The 14,102-nt window shown below is 72.2% G+C and carries 14 protein-coding genes; 8 read left to right on the forward strand and 6 right to left on the reverse strand.

Annotated features, from left to right (window positions below):
- Window positions 1-8: 8 nt before the first annotated feature.
- Complete coding sequence (gene rsmI / locus PV343_RS18955; RefSeq protein ID WP_020940555.1) at window positions 9-860, reverse strand: 16S rRNA (cytidine(1402)-2'-O)-methyltransferase; 852 nt, start codon at window positions 858-860, stop codon at window positions 9-11.
- 105 nt (window positions 861-965) lie between these two features.
- On the opposite strand from rsmI, the gene PV343_RS18960 reads away from it, so the two are divergent.
- Together PV343_RS18960 and PV343_RS18965 are read left to right on the forward strand one after the other, a co-directional pair.
- Window positions 966-2,714, forward strand: coding sequence for a dolichyl-phosphate-mannose--protein mannosyltransferase (locus PV343_RS18960; RefSeq protein WP_319148118.1), 1,749 nt, complete (start codon window positions 966-968; stop codon window positions 2,712-2,714).
- A 1,330-nt stretch (window positions 2,715-4,044) separates the two neighbouring features.
- Window positions 4,045-5,703, forward strand: coding sequence for a penicillin-binding transpeptidase domain-containing protein (locus tag PV343_RS18965; RefSeq protein WP_319148120.1), 1,659 nt, complete (start codon window positions 4,045-4,047; stop codon window positions 5,701-5,703).
- A gap of 47 nt (window positions 5,704-5,750) precedes the next feature.
- Here the strand turns inward: PV343_RS18965 and PV343_RS18970 are convergent, their stop codons facing one another.
- Complete coding sequence (locus PV343_RS18970; RefSeq protein WP_133921640.1) at window positions 5,751-6,089, reverse strand: SsgA family sporulation/cell division regulator; 339 nt, start codon at window positions 6,087-6,089, stop codon at window positions 5,751-5,753.
- Between the two features lie 174 nt (window positions 6,090-6,263).
- Between PV343_RS18970 and PV343_RS18975 the strand changes: the two genes are divergently transcribed.
- The 6 genes from PV343_RS18975 to PV343_RS19000 all read left to right on the forward strand — a co-directional run bounded on the left by PV343_RS18975 (window position 6,264) and on the right by PV343_RS19000 (window position 11,234).
- Entirely contained in the window at window positions 6,264-7,313 is a 1,050-nt protein-coding gene (locus tag PV343_RS18975; RefSeq protein WP_319148122.1) for an energy-coupling factor ABC transporter permease, read from the forward strand.
- 1 nt (window position 7,314) lies between these two features.
- Window positions 7,315-8,076 carry a cobalt ECF transporter T component CbiQ gene (gene cbiQ / locus PV343_RS18980; protein ID WP_319148123.1) on the forward strand — a complete coding sequence of 254 codons (762 nt, stop codon included), beginning with the start codon at window positions 7,315-7,317 and terminating at the stop codon, window positions 8,074-8,076.
- Window positions 8,064-8,825: an ABC transporter ATP-binding protein gene (locus PV343_RS18985; RefSeq protein ID WP_319148125.1), complete on the forward strand. Its 762-nt coding sequence runs from the start codon at window positions 8,064-8,066 to the stop codon at window positions 8,823-8,825. The genes cbiQ and PV343_RS18985 overlap by 13 nt, the downstream gene beginning before the upstream one ends.
- Entirely contained in the window at window positions 8,822-9,328 is a 507-nt protein-coding gene (locus PV343_RS18990) for a MarR family winged helix-turn-helix transcriptional regulator (protein ID WP_319148126.1), read from the forward strand. The genes PV343_RS18985 and PV343_RS18990 overlap by 4 nt, the downstream gene beginning before the upstream one ends.
- A 150-nt stretch (window positions 9,329-9,478) precedes the next feature.
- Window positions 9,479-9,934, forward strand: a complete 456-nt coding sequence (locus PV343_RS18995; RefSeq protein ID WP_319148127.1) for an organic hydroperoxide resistance protein — start codon at window positions 9,479-9,481, stop codon at window positions 9,932-9,934.
- A 127-nt stretch (window positions 9,935-10,061) separates the two neighbouring features.
- Window positions 10,062-11,234 carry a serine hydrolase domain-containing protein gene (locus PV343_RS19000; protein WP_319148221.1) on the forward strand — a complete coding sequence of 391 codons (1,173 nt, stop codon included), beginning with the start codon at window positions 10,062-10,064 and terminating at the stop codon, window positions 11,232-11,234.
- A gap of 30 nt (window positions 11,235-11,264) precedes the next feature.
- Here the strand turns inward: PV343_RS19000 and PV343_RS19005 are convergent, their stop codons facing one another.
- From PV343_RS19005 to PV343_RS19020, 4 genes are all read right to left on the reverse strand, one after another.
- On the reverse strand, window positions 11,265-11,540 hold the full coding sequence (locus tag PV343_RS19005) for a DUF1876 domain-containing protein (protein ID WP_319148128.1): 276 nt from the start codon (window positions 11,538-11,540) through the stop codon (window positions 11,265-11,267).
- Between the two features lie 55 nt (window positions 11,541-11,595).
- Complete coding sequence (locus tag PV343_RS19010; RefSeq protein WP_319148129.1) at window positions 11,596-12,501, reverse strand: NAD(P)-dependent oxidoreductase; 906 nt, start codon at window positions 12,499-12,501, stop codon at window positions 11,596-11,598.
- Between the two features lie 86 nt (window positions 12,502-12,587).
- Entirely contained in the window at window positions 12,588-13,436 is an 849-nt protein-coding gene (locus PV343_RS19015; protein WP_319148130.1) for an EamA family transporter, read from the reverse strand.
- Window positions 13,433-13,942, reverse strand: coding sequence for a YbaK/EbsC family protein (locus tag PV343_RS19020; RefSeq protein ID WP_319148131.1), 510 nt, complete (start codon window positions 13,940-13,942; stop codon window positions 13,433-13,435). The genes PV343_RS19015 and PV343_RS19020 overlap by 4 nt, the downstream gene beginning before the upstream one ends.
- Between the last annotated feature and the right edge of the window lie 160 nt (window positions 13,943-14,102).

The following is a 14,102-nucleotide window of genomic DNA, read 5'->3' on the forward strand; positions in this document are numbered from 1 at the left end:
GGGCGCGGTCAGAGCGCCCCCTCCTTCTTCGCGGCGACCACCGCGTCGAACACCGTCCGCTTGGGCAGCCCGGCCGCCGCCGCCACCGCCGCGATGGCCTCCTTGCGGCGCTCGCCGGCCTCCTCCCGGACACGCACCCGCCGGACCAGTTCCTCGGCGTCGAGCTCCTCGGGCCCGGCCTCGGGGGCGCCCTCGACGACGACGGTGATCTCCCCGCGCACGCCCTCGGCGGCCCAGCGCGCCAGCTCGTCCAGCGGGCCCCGCCTGACCTCCTCGTACGTCTTGGTCAGCTCGCGGCACACGGCGGCCCGCCGGTCGGCGCCGAAGACCTCGGCCATGGCGGCGAGGGTGTCGTCGAGCCGGTGCGGGGCCTCGAAGTAGACGAGCGTGCGCCGCTCGGCGGCGACCTCCCGCAGCCGGGACAGCCGTTCGCCGGCCTTGCGCGGCAGGAAGCCCTCGAAGCAGAACCGGTCGACGGGCAGCCCGGACAGCGCCAGTGCGGTGAGCACGGCCGACGGGCCGGGGACCGCGGTGACCCGGACGTCCTTCTCCACGGCGGCGGCGACCAGCCGGTAGCCGGGGTCGGAGACCGACGGCATGCCCGCGTCGGTCACCAGCAGCACCCGCGCGCCGCCGAGCAGCTCCTCGACGAGTTCGGGGGTGCGGGCGGCCTCGTTGCCCTCGAAGTACGACACGACGCGGCCCTTGGGGGACACGCCGAGCGCCTGGGTGAGCCGGCGCAGCCGCCGCGTGTCCTCGGCGGCGACGACGTCGGCGCCCGCCAGCTCCTCGGCCAGCCGGGGCGGCGCGTCCGCGATGTCGCCGATGGGAGTACCTGCCAGGACAAGGGTTCCAGTCACGCCCCCATCCTCGCAGGCGCTCGCGGGCCGGGCGGAAAGCGGCCGTGTCCCGACCGGTACCGCCATGCACGGGACTCACACAGATCGGTTCCCTACGATGGCGCGGTGACCAGTACCGCGTCCTCCACGGACCTCCGGCAGGGCCAGGCACCGCACGACCAGCGGACGCCGTGGCAGCAGCGGCTGCGCCGATTCGGCTACACGCCCGCCACGGACGCGCCCGCCGGCGACGTACGGGACCGGCTGGTCCCGCCGTACGCGGCGCCGAGCCCGCGCCTGTGGCAGGCCCTGGGGGCGCCGCCGGTGCTCGCGGACCGGATCACGCGCTGGTCGGGCTGGGCCGGTCCGCTGCTGGTCACGCTGATGGCGGGCGTGATGCGGTTCTGGAACCTGGGCAGCCCCCGGGCGGTGATATTCGACGAGACGTACTACGCCAAGGACGCCTGGTCGCTCGTCCACCGCGGGTTCGAGGTCAACTGGGACAAGAACGCCAACGACCTCGTGCTGCAGTCGCACGGCCATCTCACGATCCCCGCGGACGCCGCGTACGTCGTGCACCCGCCGGTGGGCAAGTACGTGATCGGCCTGGGCGAGCTGATGTTCGGGTTCAACCCGTTCGGCTGGCGGTTCATGACGGCGCTGCTCGGCACCCTGTCCGTGCTGCTGCTGTGCCGGATCGGCCGCCGCATCTTCCGCTCGACGTTCCTCGGCTGCCTGGCGGGCGCGCTGATGGCGGTGGACGGCCTGCACTTCGTGATGAGCCGGACCGCGCTGCTCGACGGCGTGCTGATGTTCTTCGTGGTGGCCGCGTTCGGCTGTCTGGTCGTCGACCGGGACCGCTCACGGCGCAGACTGGCCGAGGCGCTGCCCGCCGGGCCGAACGGCGTGGTCCGCCCGGACGAGCGGGTGGCCGACACCTTCCGGTTCGGATGGCGGCCCTGGCGCTGGGGCGCCGGGCTGATGCTGGGCCTGGCCTTCGGCACCAAGTGGAACGGTCTGTACATCCTCGTCGCGTTCTGCGTGATGGCGGTGCTGTGGGACGTCGGCGCGCGCAAGGTGGCCGGCGCCCGGCACCCCTACCTGGCCGCGCTGAAGCACGACACGGGCATCACGTTCCTCGCGACGGTCCCGGTGACGATCGCGGTCTACCTCGCGTCCTGGACCGGCTGGATCCTCTCCCCGTCCGACGGCACCGGCGGCTACTTCCGCAACTGGGCGGCGACCGACGGCAAGGGCGGCCACTGGACCTTCCTGCCGGACTGGCTGCGCAGTCTGTGGCACTACGAGCACGAGGTCTACAACTTCCACGTGCACCTGTCGTCCCCGCACACCTACCAGTCCAACCCGTGGAGCTGGATCCTGCTGGGCCGCCCGGTGTCGTACTTCTACGAGTCACCCTCCCCCGGCGCGGACGGCTGCCCGGCCGGCGCCGGCCAGAAGTGCGCCCGTGAGGTGCTGGCCATCGGCACGCCCCTGCTGTGGTGGGCGGCCTGCTTCGCGGTCCTGTACGTCCTGTGGCGCTGGGCCTTCCGCCGCGACTGGCGGGCCGGCGCCATCGCCTGCGGCATCGCGGCCGGCTACCTCCCCTGGTTCATGTACCAGGAGCGGACGATCTTCCTCTTCTACGCGGTCGTCTTCCTGCCGTTCCTGTGCCTTGCGGTGGCGATGATGATCGGCGCCGTCATCGGCCCACCGGGCTCCTCCGACACCCGCCGCGTCATCGGCGCCTCGGCGGCGGGCGTCCTGGTCCTGCTGATCGCCTGGAACTTCATCTACTTCTGGCCCCTGTACACGGGCCAGGCGATCCCGATCGACTCGTGGCGGTCGCGGATGTGGCTGGACACGTGGGTTTAGCTGGGCACACGTGCAACCAGTCGAGGTGTATAAGCCCATCGGCGTATGCAAACCAGTGGTCGGAATAATTAACCACAAGTAATCGCGGCATGTGAAAGGGTAACTCCTATGGCGCAGGCAATTCGGAAAATAGCCTTAGGGGTTACCCTTTTGCTTTCATGTGCCGCATGCACTTCGGGAGGGATCAAGGCAGATCCTGGACCCTCGGCTGACCGATTTACGCACCTGAGTCGACTAGGTTCCGTCGACTCGACTGAAGAGCAACTCATCACGGCCGATGAATTTCCACCCGAATCTCATTCCCCTAAGGTAATAGGCGAGGTCCGAAAGGGTTCATACCGCCTGATCGCCTATATCGAAGGCAGCTCTTGCGGCCTTCGGATCGCTGGCGCCCGGAACGCTAAGAGGTCGCTGATTCATATCAAGTCAGCGTGGCCTGGTAGCGATGCGGAAGGAAGTTCTCGCTACCCTGCCGGCCCTTACAGTTTCGCCTCGGCAACAGGTGTGAGCGGGTCCAGAGCGTGGGCTTCTCTGGGATGCAGCAAGTCCGCGATGGTGATCAACTATTCGTCCCGAGATCATGCGATTACCTCTGATCAGCTGGGCAATGTTTCGATCAAGAATCACCGCGGGGTCCCTGGGGATTTGGTTGTAGTCATCGGTTCCCGGGAAGCTCGTGAAAGCATCCTGCCCAAGGTCGATAATGGCTCACCCGATAAGGCAAATCGGCCTTGATGGCCGTTGCACACCTGGCAAGTTCTGCGCTCGTTTGGCGTGCGATCACGGCCGGCGACATGTCGGCCTGCCGGTCAACGCCGAACCCGGCGCCGTTCATCGTTCCCGCTGGGCGTGGCTCCTGCGGCGATGCTTCTCCTGGTTCGACACAGCTCGCTCTTTCGGCGCGGCACGGCGCGAAGTCCACCGGGCCGTCAGCCATAACCGAGCTTGGCCCACAGGGCCACCGCGGCGATCAGGTTGGCCCGTCCAGCTCGAGCCACACGGCGGTCGCTGTCCTCGCCACCGTGGTGACGGCCTCGCCGACCCCTGCCGCCACCCGTCTGCCGCACCCTCACGAGGGCACGGTGAAATAGGATCACGGCCCCCAGACGGCCCAAGCCGGATGAGCTAGCCCTGGCCAGCGGCAAACACACTGATCAGGACCTCACCGCCGAGCGGCCCGGCCCCGGGGGCGGCCCGGCCGAATGTCGCAAGCCTGCTACGGAGTGCGGGCTGAGGTGGCCCGCTGAGCCGGGGACCTTAGTGTGGGGGGAATCGTTGGGGAGTGTGAGGGCTGCGGGGACCCTGGGGAAGGCGCGGAGGAACTGAGGCTGTGGGCAAGAGAAGGCGCGTCGCCGAGCGACGGAAGACCGGACCCGCCGTGCTCGGCGGGATGATCGCCGTGGTCGTCGGCGGCGCCGGCCTCGGTGCCTACGCGCTCTACGGCGGCGGTGCCGCTGCCGACGATCGTGCCTCCGGCCACAGGACCGTCAAGACCGGCCCGCCGACCGCGGCCGAGATCCACACGGTGACCACGCGCTTCCTCACCGCCTGGCAGAAGGGCAGGGTGTCCGAGGCCGCCGCCGCCACCGACGACCCGTCCGCCGCCACCTCCCTGCTCACCGGCTACGCCAAGGACGCCCACCTCAAGGACGTCACGCTCACCGCCGGCACCGCGACCGGCGCCAAGGTGCCGTTCTCCGTCAAGGCGACGGTGTCGTACCGGGACCTGAGCAAGCCGCTCGCCTACGGCAGCGCGCTGACCGTGGTCCGGCGGGCGAGCGACGGCAAGCCGCTCGTCGACTGGCACGCCTCCGTGGTCCACCCGGACCTCAAGGACGGCGACACCCTCGTCACCGGCGAGTCCGGCACTCCGCCGATCAAGGCGCTGGACCGCGAGGGCGCCGAGCTGACCACGGCCACCTATCCGTCGCTGGGCACCGTGCTGGACGGCCTGCGCGAGAAGTTCGGCAAGACGGCGGGCGGCAAGGCGGGCGTCGAGCTGCGCGTGGTGCGCGGCAAGGCGTCGCAGACGGCCAAGCTGTCCGACAAGACGCTCGTGGAGCTGAGCAAGGGCACGCCGGGCACGGTGCGGACCACGCTGAGCCCGACCCTCCAGGCCGCCGCCGAACGGCAGGTCGGCAAGCGGCCGCGGGCCTCGGTGGTCGTCATGCGGCCCTCGACGGGTGAGATCCTCGCGGTCGCCAACAGCGGGCACGGCTTCAACACCGCCTTCCAGGGCTCGCTGGCGCCCGGCTCCACCATGAAGATCATCACATCGACGATGCTGTTCGAGAAGAAGCTCGTCACGCCCGGCGCCTCGCACCCCTGCCCCAAGATGTACAAGCTGGCCGGCTGGACGTTCCACAACGACGCCGACTCGGAGATCAAGAAGGGCTCGTTCAAGCTGAGCTTCGGGGCCTCCTGCAACAACGCCTTCATCAACTTCGCGCCGAAGCTGTCGAACAGCGACCTGACGAAGGAGGCCCAGCAGGTCTACGGCCTGGGCCTGAACAACTGGGCGATCGGCGTCCCCACGTTCGACGGCTCCGTGCCGGTGCAGAGCGGCGCGCAGATGGGCGCCTCGCTGATCGGGCAGGGCGGGGTCCGCATGAACCCGCTGAACATGGCCTCGGTGTCGGCGACGGTGGAGTCCGGCGTCTTCCGCCAGCCGTACCTGGTGGCGCCCTCGGTGGACCACCGCACGGTGGCGAAGGCCGCGCGCACCATGTCGTCGAAGACGCAGTCCCAGCTGAAGGAGGTCATGCAGTACACGGCGGCGTACGGCACGGCGGCCAAGGCGATGGCGGGCCTAGGCCCGGACTACGGCGCCAAGACGGGCTCCGCCGAGGTCGACGGCCAGAAGAAGCCGAACGGCTGGCTCACCGCGTACCGGGGCGACCTCGCCGCGGCCGGCGTGGTCGAGGCGGGTGGCCACGGCGGTGACACGGCCGGTCCGATCGTGGCGGCCCTGCTGAAGCTCGGCGGCTGATCAGCCGAGCGCGCCGGCGCCGCCGTTCCGCTCACGGGCGCTGCCGTTCAGCCGCGGACCGGCTCCGCCGTGTAGGTCCGGCGCAGAAATCTGACCAGCGTCTTCGACTCGAACTGCACCACTTCCACGCCGTGGGAGGAGTGGAACTCGACGACGGCCTGGACGCGTCCGCAGGGCCAGACCCGTACGTCGCCGCTGGCGGCGGGTGCCCGCAGTCCCTGTTCGAGCAGTGCGCGGGAGAACGCCCACTCGTGCGGCCCGGGAAGGCCGACCCGGACCAGCCGGGGGTCGGTGTCGGGGTCCCAGCGCAGCACGACGGGCACCGCTCCCGGATCCTCTTCGTCGGTGACGATATGGGCGCGCGCGTACTGTTCGACCACAGACATCGGACCGCCCTCTCACACTCAGTGACAGAAGTGAAAGCTGTGCATCCGCTTCCCCTCCAATGTCGCACATATTCCCGGGCGTGCCCTGGCGAGCACGGGGCCGTGGACCGCCGACCGGCACCGAGACCGACTCTCTCTTGCAATTCGTTCGCAACAAGCCTCTAAAATCGTACGGTGCACGTACCCGACGGATTCATCGACGCCCCCACCTCCGCCGTCACCGGCGTGGTCGCCGCAGGCGCCCTCGCGGTGAGCCTGCGCGGCGCCCGCCGCGAACTCGACGAGCGGACCGCCCCGCTGGCCGGTCTCGTCGCGGCGTTCATCTTCGCCGTGCAGATGCTGAACTTCCCCGTGGCGGCCGGCACCAGCGGCCATCTGCTGGGCGGCGCGCTCGCCGCCATCCTGGTCGGTCCCTACACCGGTGTGCTCTGTGTGTCGGTCGTGCTGCTCATGCAGGGCGTGCTGTTCGCGGACGGCGGCCTGACCGCGCTCGGCGTGAACATCACCGACATGGCCCTGGTCACGACGGTGGTGTCGTACGCCGTCTTCCGCGCGCTGCTCGCGGTGCTGCCCCGCAGACGGCGCTCGGTCACCGTCGCCTCGTTCGTCGCCGCGCTGGTCTCCGTGCCGGCCGCGGCCGTCGCCTTCACGCTCATGTACGCGATCGGCGGCACCACCGACGTCGCCATCGGCAAGGTCGCGACCGCGATGATCGGCGTCCACGTGCTGATCGGTATCGGTGAGGCCGTGATCACCGCGCTGACGGTGAGCGCCGTCGTCGCCGTCCGCCCCGACCTGGTGCACGGCGCGCGCGGGCTGCGGCAGCGCCTCAGGCTGCGGGTGAACGGCGAGCTGGTGGACGCGCCCGCGGCGGCTCCCGTCGCGGCCCGCACCTCCCGGCGCGGGCTGTGGCTCACCGGCCTGGCCGCCTCGCTGGTGCTCGCCGGCGTCGTCAGCTTCTACGCCTCGGCCAGCCCCGACGGCCTGGAGAAGGTCGCGCACGACCAGGGCATCGACAAGAAGGCGGAGAAGCACGCCTCGGACGGCTCCCCGCTGGCCGGCTACGGCGTCAAGGACGTCACCGACGCGCGCCTCTCCGGCGGCCTCGCGGGCGTGATCGGCGTCGGCGTGACGGTCGTCGCGGGCAGCGCGGTGTTCTGGACGGTGCGCAGGCGGCGCACCGAGGACGTCCGGGACGTCTCACCCGTGAACTCGGGCGTCTGACATGGGCGCAGGACACGCGCACCGGCTCTACCGGCACGGGCACTCGCCCGTGCACGCCCTGCCGCCGCACACCAAACTGGCCGCCGCCTTCGCCTTCGTGGTGGTCGTCGTCTCGACCCCGCGCGAGGCCATGTGGGCGTTCGCGCTGTACGCGGGCCTGCTCGGGTACGTCGCCCACCGGGCCCGCGTGCCCGCCGCGTTCCTGCTCAAGCGGCTGCTGATCGAGGTGCCGTTCGTCGCGTTCGCGGTGCTCATGCCGTTCGTGGCGGAGGGCGAGCGGGTGCACGTGCTGGGCCTGTCGCTGAGCGTGAACGGGCTGTGGGGTGCCTGGAACGTGCTCGCCAAGGGCACCCTCGGCGTCGCCGCCTCCGTGCTCCTGGCCGCCACCACGGAGTTGCGCGAACTGCTGCTCGGGCTCCAGCGGCTGAAGCTGCCGCCGCTGCTCGTGCAGATCGCCTCGTTCATGATCCGCTACGGGGACGTCATCACCGACGAGATGCGCCGGATGCGGATCGCCCGCGAGTCGCGCGGTTTCGAGGCGCGGGGGGTGCGGCACTGGGGGGTGCTCGCCAAGTCCGCCGGCGCCCTGTTCATCCGGTCCTACGAGCGCGGCGAGCGGGTGCACCTCGCCATGGTGAGCCGCGGGTACGCCGGTTCGATGCCGGTCATCGACGAGGTGACCGCGTCCCGGGCCCAGTGGCGCCACGCCCTCGCCCTCCCCTGTGCCGCCCTTGTCGTCTGTCTGCTGGGATGGGTTCTGTGAGTACTGCTTCCCTGGAGGTCTCCGGCCTCGCGTTCGCCTACCCCGACGGCCACCAGGCGCTGTTCGGCGTGGACTTCTCCGTCGAGCGCGGCGAACGGGTCGCGCTGCTCGGCCCGAACGGCGCGGGCAAGACCACCCTCGTGCTGCACCTCAACGGCATCCTGGGCGGCGGTACCGGCACGGTCACCGTGGCCGGACTGCCGGTCTGCCGGCGGCACATGGCCGAGATCCGGCAGAAGGTCGGCATCGTCTTCCAGGACCCCGACGACCAGTTGTTCATGCCGACCGTGCGCGAGGACGTCGCGTTCGGGCCGGCGGCGGCCGGGATCCGGGGTGCGGCGCTTCAGGAGCGGGTGAGCACGGCCCTGGAGCGGGTCGGGATGCGGGAGTTCGCCGACCGGCCGCCGCACCACCTCTCGTTCGGCCAGCGACGCCGGGTCGCGGTGGCGACCGTGCTCGCCATGGAGCCGGAGATCCTGGTCCTGGACGAGCCCTCCTCCAACCTGGACCCGGCCTCCCGGCGCGAACTCGCCGACATCCTGCGCTCGCTGGACGTGACGGTCCTCATGGTCACGCACGACCTGCCGTACGCCTTGGAGCTGTGCCCGCGCTCGCTCGTCCTCAGCGACGGCGTGATCGCGGCGGACGGCCCGACCGGCGCGCTGCTCGGCGACGACACCCTGATGCGGGCCCACCGCCTTGAGCTGCCGTTCGGCTTCGACCCGAAGTCCGTGACAATGGGCGCGTGACGCGTCAAGACGACCGAGACGACAACGGCGCCGCCGGGTCGCTGCTGCTGGACGACCAGCTGTGCTTCGCGCTGTACGCGGCCCAGCGCGCCGTGACCGCCGCGTACCGCCCGCTCCTGGACGACCTGGGGCTCACCTACCCGCAGTACCTCGTGCTGCTGGTGCTGTGGGAGCACGGGGAGACCAGCGTGAAGGAGCTGGCGGGCGCCCTGCGGCTGGACTACGGCACCGTCTCGCCGCTGCTGAAGCGGCTGGAGGGGGCGGGCCTGGTGCGCCGGGAGCGCGCGGCGGACGACGAACGGTCGGTCCTGGTCGCGTGCACCGGGCGCGGCGAGCAGCTCAGGGAGCGCGCGGCCCGCGTGCCCGGCGCGCTGCTCGCGGCGACGGGGCTCGGCGGCCGGGAGACGGAGCTGCTGCGCGCGGAGCTGTGGAGGCTCACCGAGCGCGCGGACGCGGCGGCCGACCGGCGTTGGGACCGGCCGCCCGCGGCCGACCGGCGCTGATCCCGGCTTTCCGTCGCCGACCCGGGGCCCGGGGTCACGGGGTCCCGGGGTTACCGGTGGTTGCCACCCCCCGCCCGCGCGGGCCGACATACCGGCCAGTACCTTGTGCGCGATGCATTTGTGCGCCACTTTTCCTGGGGGAGGCCGACCATGACCGATGCCACCGCGGACACCGCCGTCGACACCCGTCCGACGAAGATCATGTACCTCGCCGAGGCCACCGCCCACGGGGGCCGGAACGGCTATGTCACCAGCCAGGACGGCGAGATCGAGCTGAAGGTCGCGATGCCGCCGGAACTGGGCGGCGACGGCAACGGCACCAACCCCGAGCAACTGTTCGCGGCCGGCTACAGCTCCTGCTTCCACAACGCGCTGATCCTCGTCGGCAACCGCGCGGGATACGACCTGACCGGCTCCACGGTGGCCGCGAAGGTCGGCATCGGCCCCAACCGGCACCGCGGCTACGGCCTCGCCGTCGCCCTCAGCGTCTCGCTGCCGGTCCTGGACCGGGAGATCGCGGAGAAGCTGGTGGACGCGGCGCACGAGGTGTGCCCGTACTCCAACGCCACCCGCGGGAACATCGACGTGACGATCCTGCTGGGCTGAGCCGGCGGCCGCACCCGGGTCCGAGGCCGCCGGACCGTAGCCGACGTCACCACCCGCCGAGGAATCCAAGGCCGCGCACCCGTGTTTCACTCATGGTCCGGGGTCAGTGGAGGGATCAGGCGTGGATGTGGATGTGAACGGCACGGTGACCGAGGGCTTCGAGCCGGTCGGGGAGGCGTTCGCGGCCAACTTCGAACTGCTCGGTGAGCGCGGCGCGGCCGTCACCGTGTACCGGGACGGGCACCGAGTCGTCGACCTGTGGGCCGGTACCCGGGACGTGGACGGCACCGAGCCCTGGGAGCGGGGCACCGCGCAGGTCGTGCGCTCGGCGACCAAGGGGGTCGCCGCCGCCGCGCTCCTGCTCCTGCACCAGCGCGGCGAGCTGGACCTCGACGCCCCCGTCGGCACGTACTGGCCCGAGTACAAGACGGCCGGCAAGGAACGCACCCTCGTCCGTGACCTGCTCGCGCACCGCGCCGGCGTGCCCGTACTGGACCGGCCGCTGACCCCGGCCGAGGCGGCCGACCCGGACCTCGGCGCGGCCGCCGTCGCCGCCCAGGCGCCGGTGTGGGAGCCCGGCACGGACCACGGCTACCACGCGCAGACCTACAGCTGGCTCACCGGCGAGCTGGTCCGCCGGGTCACCGGACGTCCGGTCGGCGCATGGATCGCCCGCGAGATCGCCGCTCCCGTCGGCGCCGATCTGTGGCTCGGGCTGCCGGAGACCGAGCGGGCGCGCGTGGGCCGCGTCGGCCCGCTGACGGCGCCCGAGACGGCCGGGGTGCTGAAGACCCGACCCAAGCGCGCGGTCGCCGAGGCGTACGCCGACCCCGGCTCGCTCACCCGGCGCGCGTTCGCCGCGATCACCCCGCTGCCGGACGAGAACGACCCCGCCTACCGCGCGGCCGCCCTGCCCGCCTCCAACGGCATCGCCACCGCCGACGGGCTCGCCCGCTTCTACGCCTCGCTCATCGGCGAGGTGGACGGCGGAGCCCGCCTGTTCACCCCGCGGACCGCGGAACTGGCCCGCACCGAGCGGTCCGCCGGGCCGGACCGGGTCCTCGTCGTGGGCACCCGGTTCGGCCTCGGTCACATGCTGCACGGCAGCGCGTCCCCGCTGCTCTCCCCCGGCTCCTTCGGCCACCCGGGCCGGGGCGGCGCCCTCGCGTTCGCCGACCCGGGGACCGGGATCGCCTTCGGCTACGTCACCAACGGCTTCCGCGCGAGCGTGACGGCGGACCCGAGGGCGCAGGCGCTGGTGCGGGCCGTGCGAACGGCGCTCGACCGCGCGGCCGGGTGACCGGATCACCGGATGACCGGGCGCCGCGCCTCACACGTTGATCGGGTGCGAGGTCCGTCCGGACACCGAGTCGATCTCCCCGTGCGCCTTGGTCAGCAACTGCATGGCGAGTTCGTTGAGGGCGCGGGCACCCGCGATCTCCTCGCCGACCCGGGGCTGGTTGGAGTCGACGCGGTGACGGCTGGCGGCGCCGTGGGCGCGCACCTCGGTTCCGTCGGGCAAGCGCACCAGGGCGACCGCGCGCGTGTGCTGGTCGTCCTCGTGGAACTCCATCTCGACGTGCCATCCCACCACGGTGTTCATCATGTCGACCACCTCCACGAAGTCCGTGATTCCAGGGTGCTCCCGCGCGCCCGGAACGTCACGTGGAGGCCGGGCCGCCGCCCGGCCGCTCCTCGAAGCTGGCGAAGTAGGCGGCGACCATGTCCTCGTCGGCGTGCCCCTGCGCGGCGGCCCGGGCCAGCCGCTCCGCGGTCGCGGCGGCCACGTCGAGCCGTACGCCGTTGCGCTCACCGGCCTGCACGATGAGCCGGGCGTCCTTCTCGGCGGTGGACACGGCGAACGACGCCGGGGTCAGCTTCCCGTCGAGGACCAGGGCGGACTTGGCGCGCAGATATCCCATGTCGAGCGGGCCGCCCTCGATGAGGCCGAAGAAGTCGTGCGGGTCCACGCCGAGGGCCCGGGACAGGGCCAGCACCTCGCCGGCCGCCGCGGTGGCCGCGAGGACCCAGCTGTTGGCGACCAGCTTCAGCCGGCTGGCGCTGCCCGCGGCCCCGTCCTCGCCGGTCCACAGGGTCCGGGTGCCGACCGCGTCGAAGACCGGCGCGAGCGTCTCCCTGCCCTCCTCCGGCCCGGCGGCCAGCACCACGAGCTCACCGGCCTCGGCGGGCTGACGGGTGCCCAGGACCGGCGCGTCGTAGAACACCAGACCGTGTTCGCGGGCGAATCCGGCCAGGTCGGCGACGAGTTCGACGCCGGCGGTGGTGGACTGCGCCCACACGGTGCCCGGCCGCAGGGCCGGGGCCGCCTCGCGCATGACGTCCAGGGCGGTGCCGCCGTCGTACAGCATGGTCAGCACGACGTCGGCGCCCTCGACGGCCTCGGCGGGCGTGCCGGTGACCCGGATCCCGTCGGCGGCCAGCGGCTCGGCCTTCTCCCGGGTGCGGTTCCAGGCCCGTACGTCGAGTCCGGCGCGGGCGAGGTTGCGGGCCATGGCGGCACCCATGATGCCCGTGCCCAGGACACTGACGGTCGGCTTGTCGGTCATGACGGCTCCTGTCCTACGGTTCCTGTCCCCCGAGTCCCCCGAGTCCCCCGAAGTCCCCTGAGGTCCCCCGGGGTCCCTCGATGCGCCTACCCAGCGTGCAGCATGAGCCCGATGCCCACGACCAGCAGGCCCGCCGCCGCGATCCGGGGAGCGCCGAAGCGCTCCTTGAAGAACACCGCGCCGATGGCCGCGCCGACGATGATCGAGGACTCGCGCAGGGCGGCGATCGGGGCGAGTTCGGCGCGGGTCTGGGCCCACAGGACCAGGCCGTAGGCGCCGACGGACAAAAGCGCGCCCAGCAGGCCCGCGGCGGCGTACGGGCGCAGCACGGCAACCGTGTCGCGCCGCCAGCGGCGGCTGACGGCGTACGCCGGTATCGCCACGCCCTGCGCCACCATCAGCCAGGCCGTGTAGCCGAGCGCCGATCCGGAGGCGCGGACGCCGAGGCCGTCGACGACCGTGTAGGAGGCGATGGACAGGCCCGTCGCCAGCGCGGCCCCGATCGCCGCCCAGTCGGGCCGGCGGCCGCGCAGCCCCCACAGCGCCACGCCGGTGAGCCCGGCGCAGGACAGGGCGATGCCGGTGGCGGCCCAGCCGTCCGGCACCTCGTGCGCGAACACGGCCGCGAACAGGGTGACCACCAGGGGCGCGGTGCCCCGCGCGATCGGGTAGGCCTGCCCGAAGTCGCCCAGCCGGAACGACGTCATCAGCAGGACGACGTACACGAGGTGGACGGCGGCCGAGACGGCGAGGTACGGCCAGGCCGCGGGTGCCGGGAACGCGGCGAACGGGGCCAGCAGCAGGCCGATGAGCACGCCGCCGGCCAGGATCAGCGTGAATCCGACCAGTTTGTCGGTGATCCGGTGGGCGAGGGCGTTCCAGCCGGCGTGGGTGACCGCGGCGAGCAGGACCGCCGCGGCGACCAGGGGTGTCACGCGGTCCGCTCGCGCACGTCCACGAGTGCGGCACCGGCGTGGGCCACGAGCGCCTTCGGCTCGATGGGGAACACCGCGTGCGGGGTCCCGGCGGCCGCCCACACCACGTCGTGCGCGAGCAGCGAGCGATCGGCGAGGACCCGGGTGCGGGTGCGGTGACCGAAGGGCGGTACGCCGCCGATGGCGTACCCGGTGGTCTCGCGCACGAGCCCGGCGTCGGCGCGGGTGACCTTCCCGGCCGCCAGTTCCTCGCGGACGCGCTCCACGTCGACGCGGGAGGCGCCGTCCATCAGGACCAGCACCGGCACGCCGTCCGCCGCGAAGATCAGTGACTTGCAGATCTGGCTCAGTGCGCAGCCGAGGGCGGCCGCGGCCTCGGCGGCGGTGCGGGTGCCCTCGGGGAAGCGCCGGGTCCGGGCGAGCACGTCCTCGAGGCCGAGCCCGCGCAGGGCCTCGGCGAAGCGGGGGTGGGCTCCGGGTTCTTCGTCAGTGGCGGCTGTCGTCATGCGGGGCACGCTAGCGGCGGGGTGGCGGCGGGGGCGAACGGATTGACCGGCGACGAGGGCATGAAGAAGCCGGTGAGGGTAGCCCCGTCCCCACGGATCCCTCACCGGCTGGTCCTCATCGCACGCGCCGTCCCGGACGCCCGCGTGGCGTCGGTCGCGC

The organism is Streptomyces sp. WI03-4A (genome assembly GCF_033792105.1).
Classification (GTDB): Bacteria; Actinomycetota; Actinomycetes; order Streptomycetales; family Streptomycetaceae; genus Streptomyces; species Streptomyces collinus_A.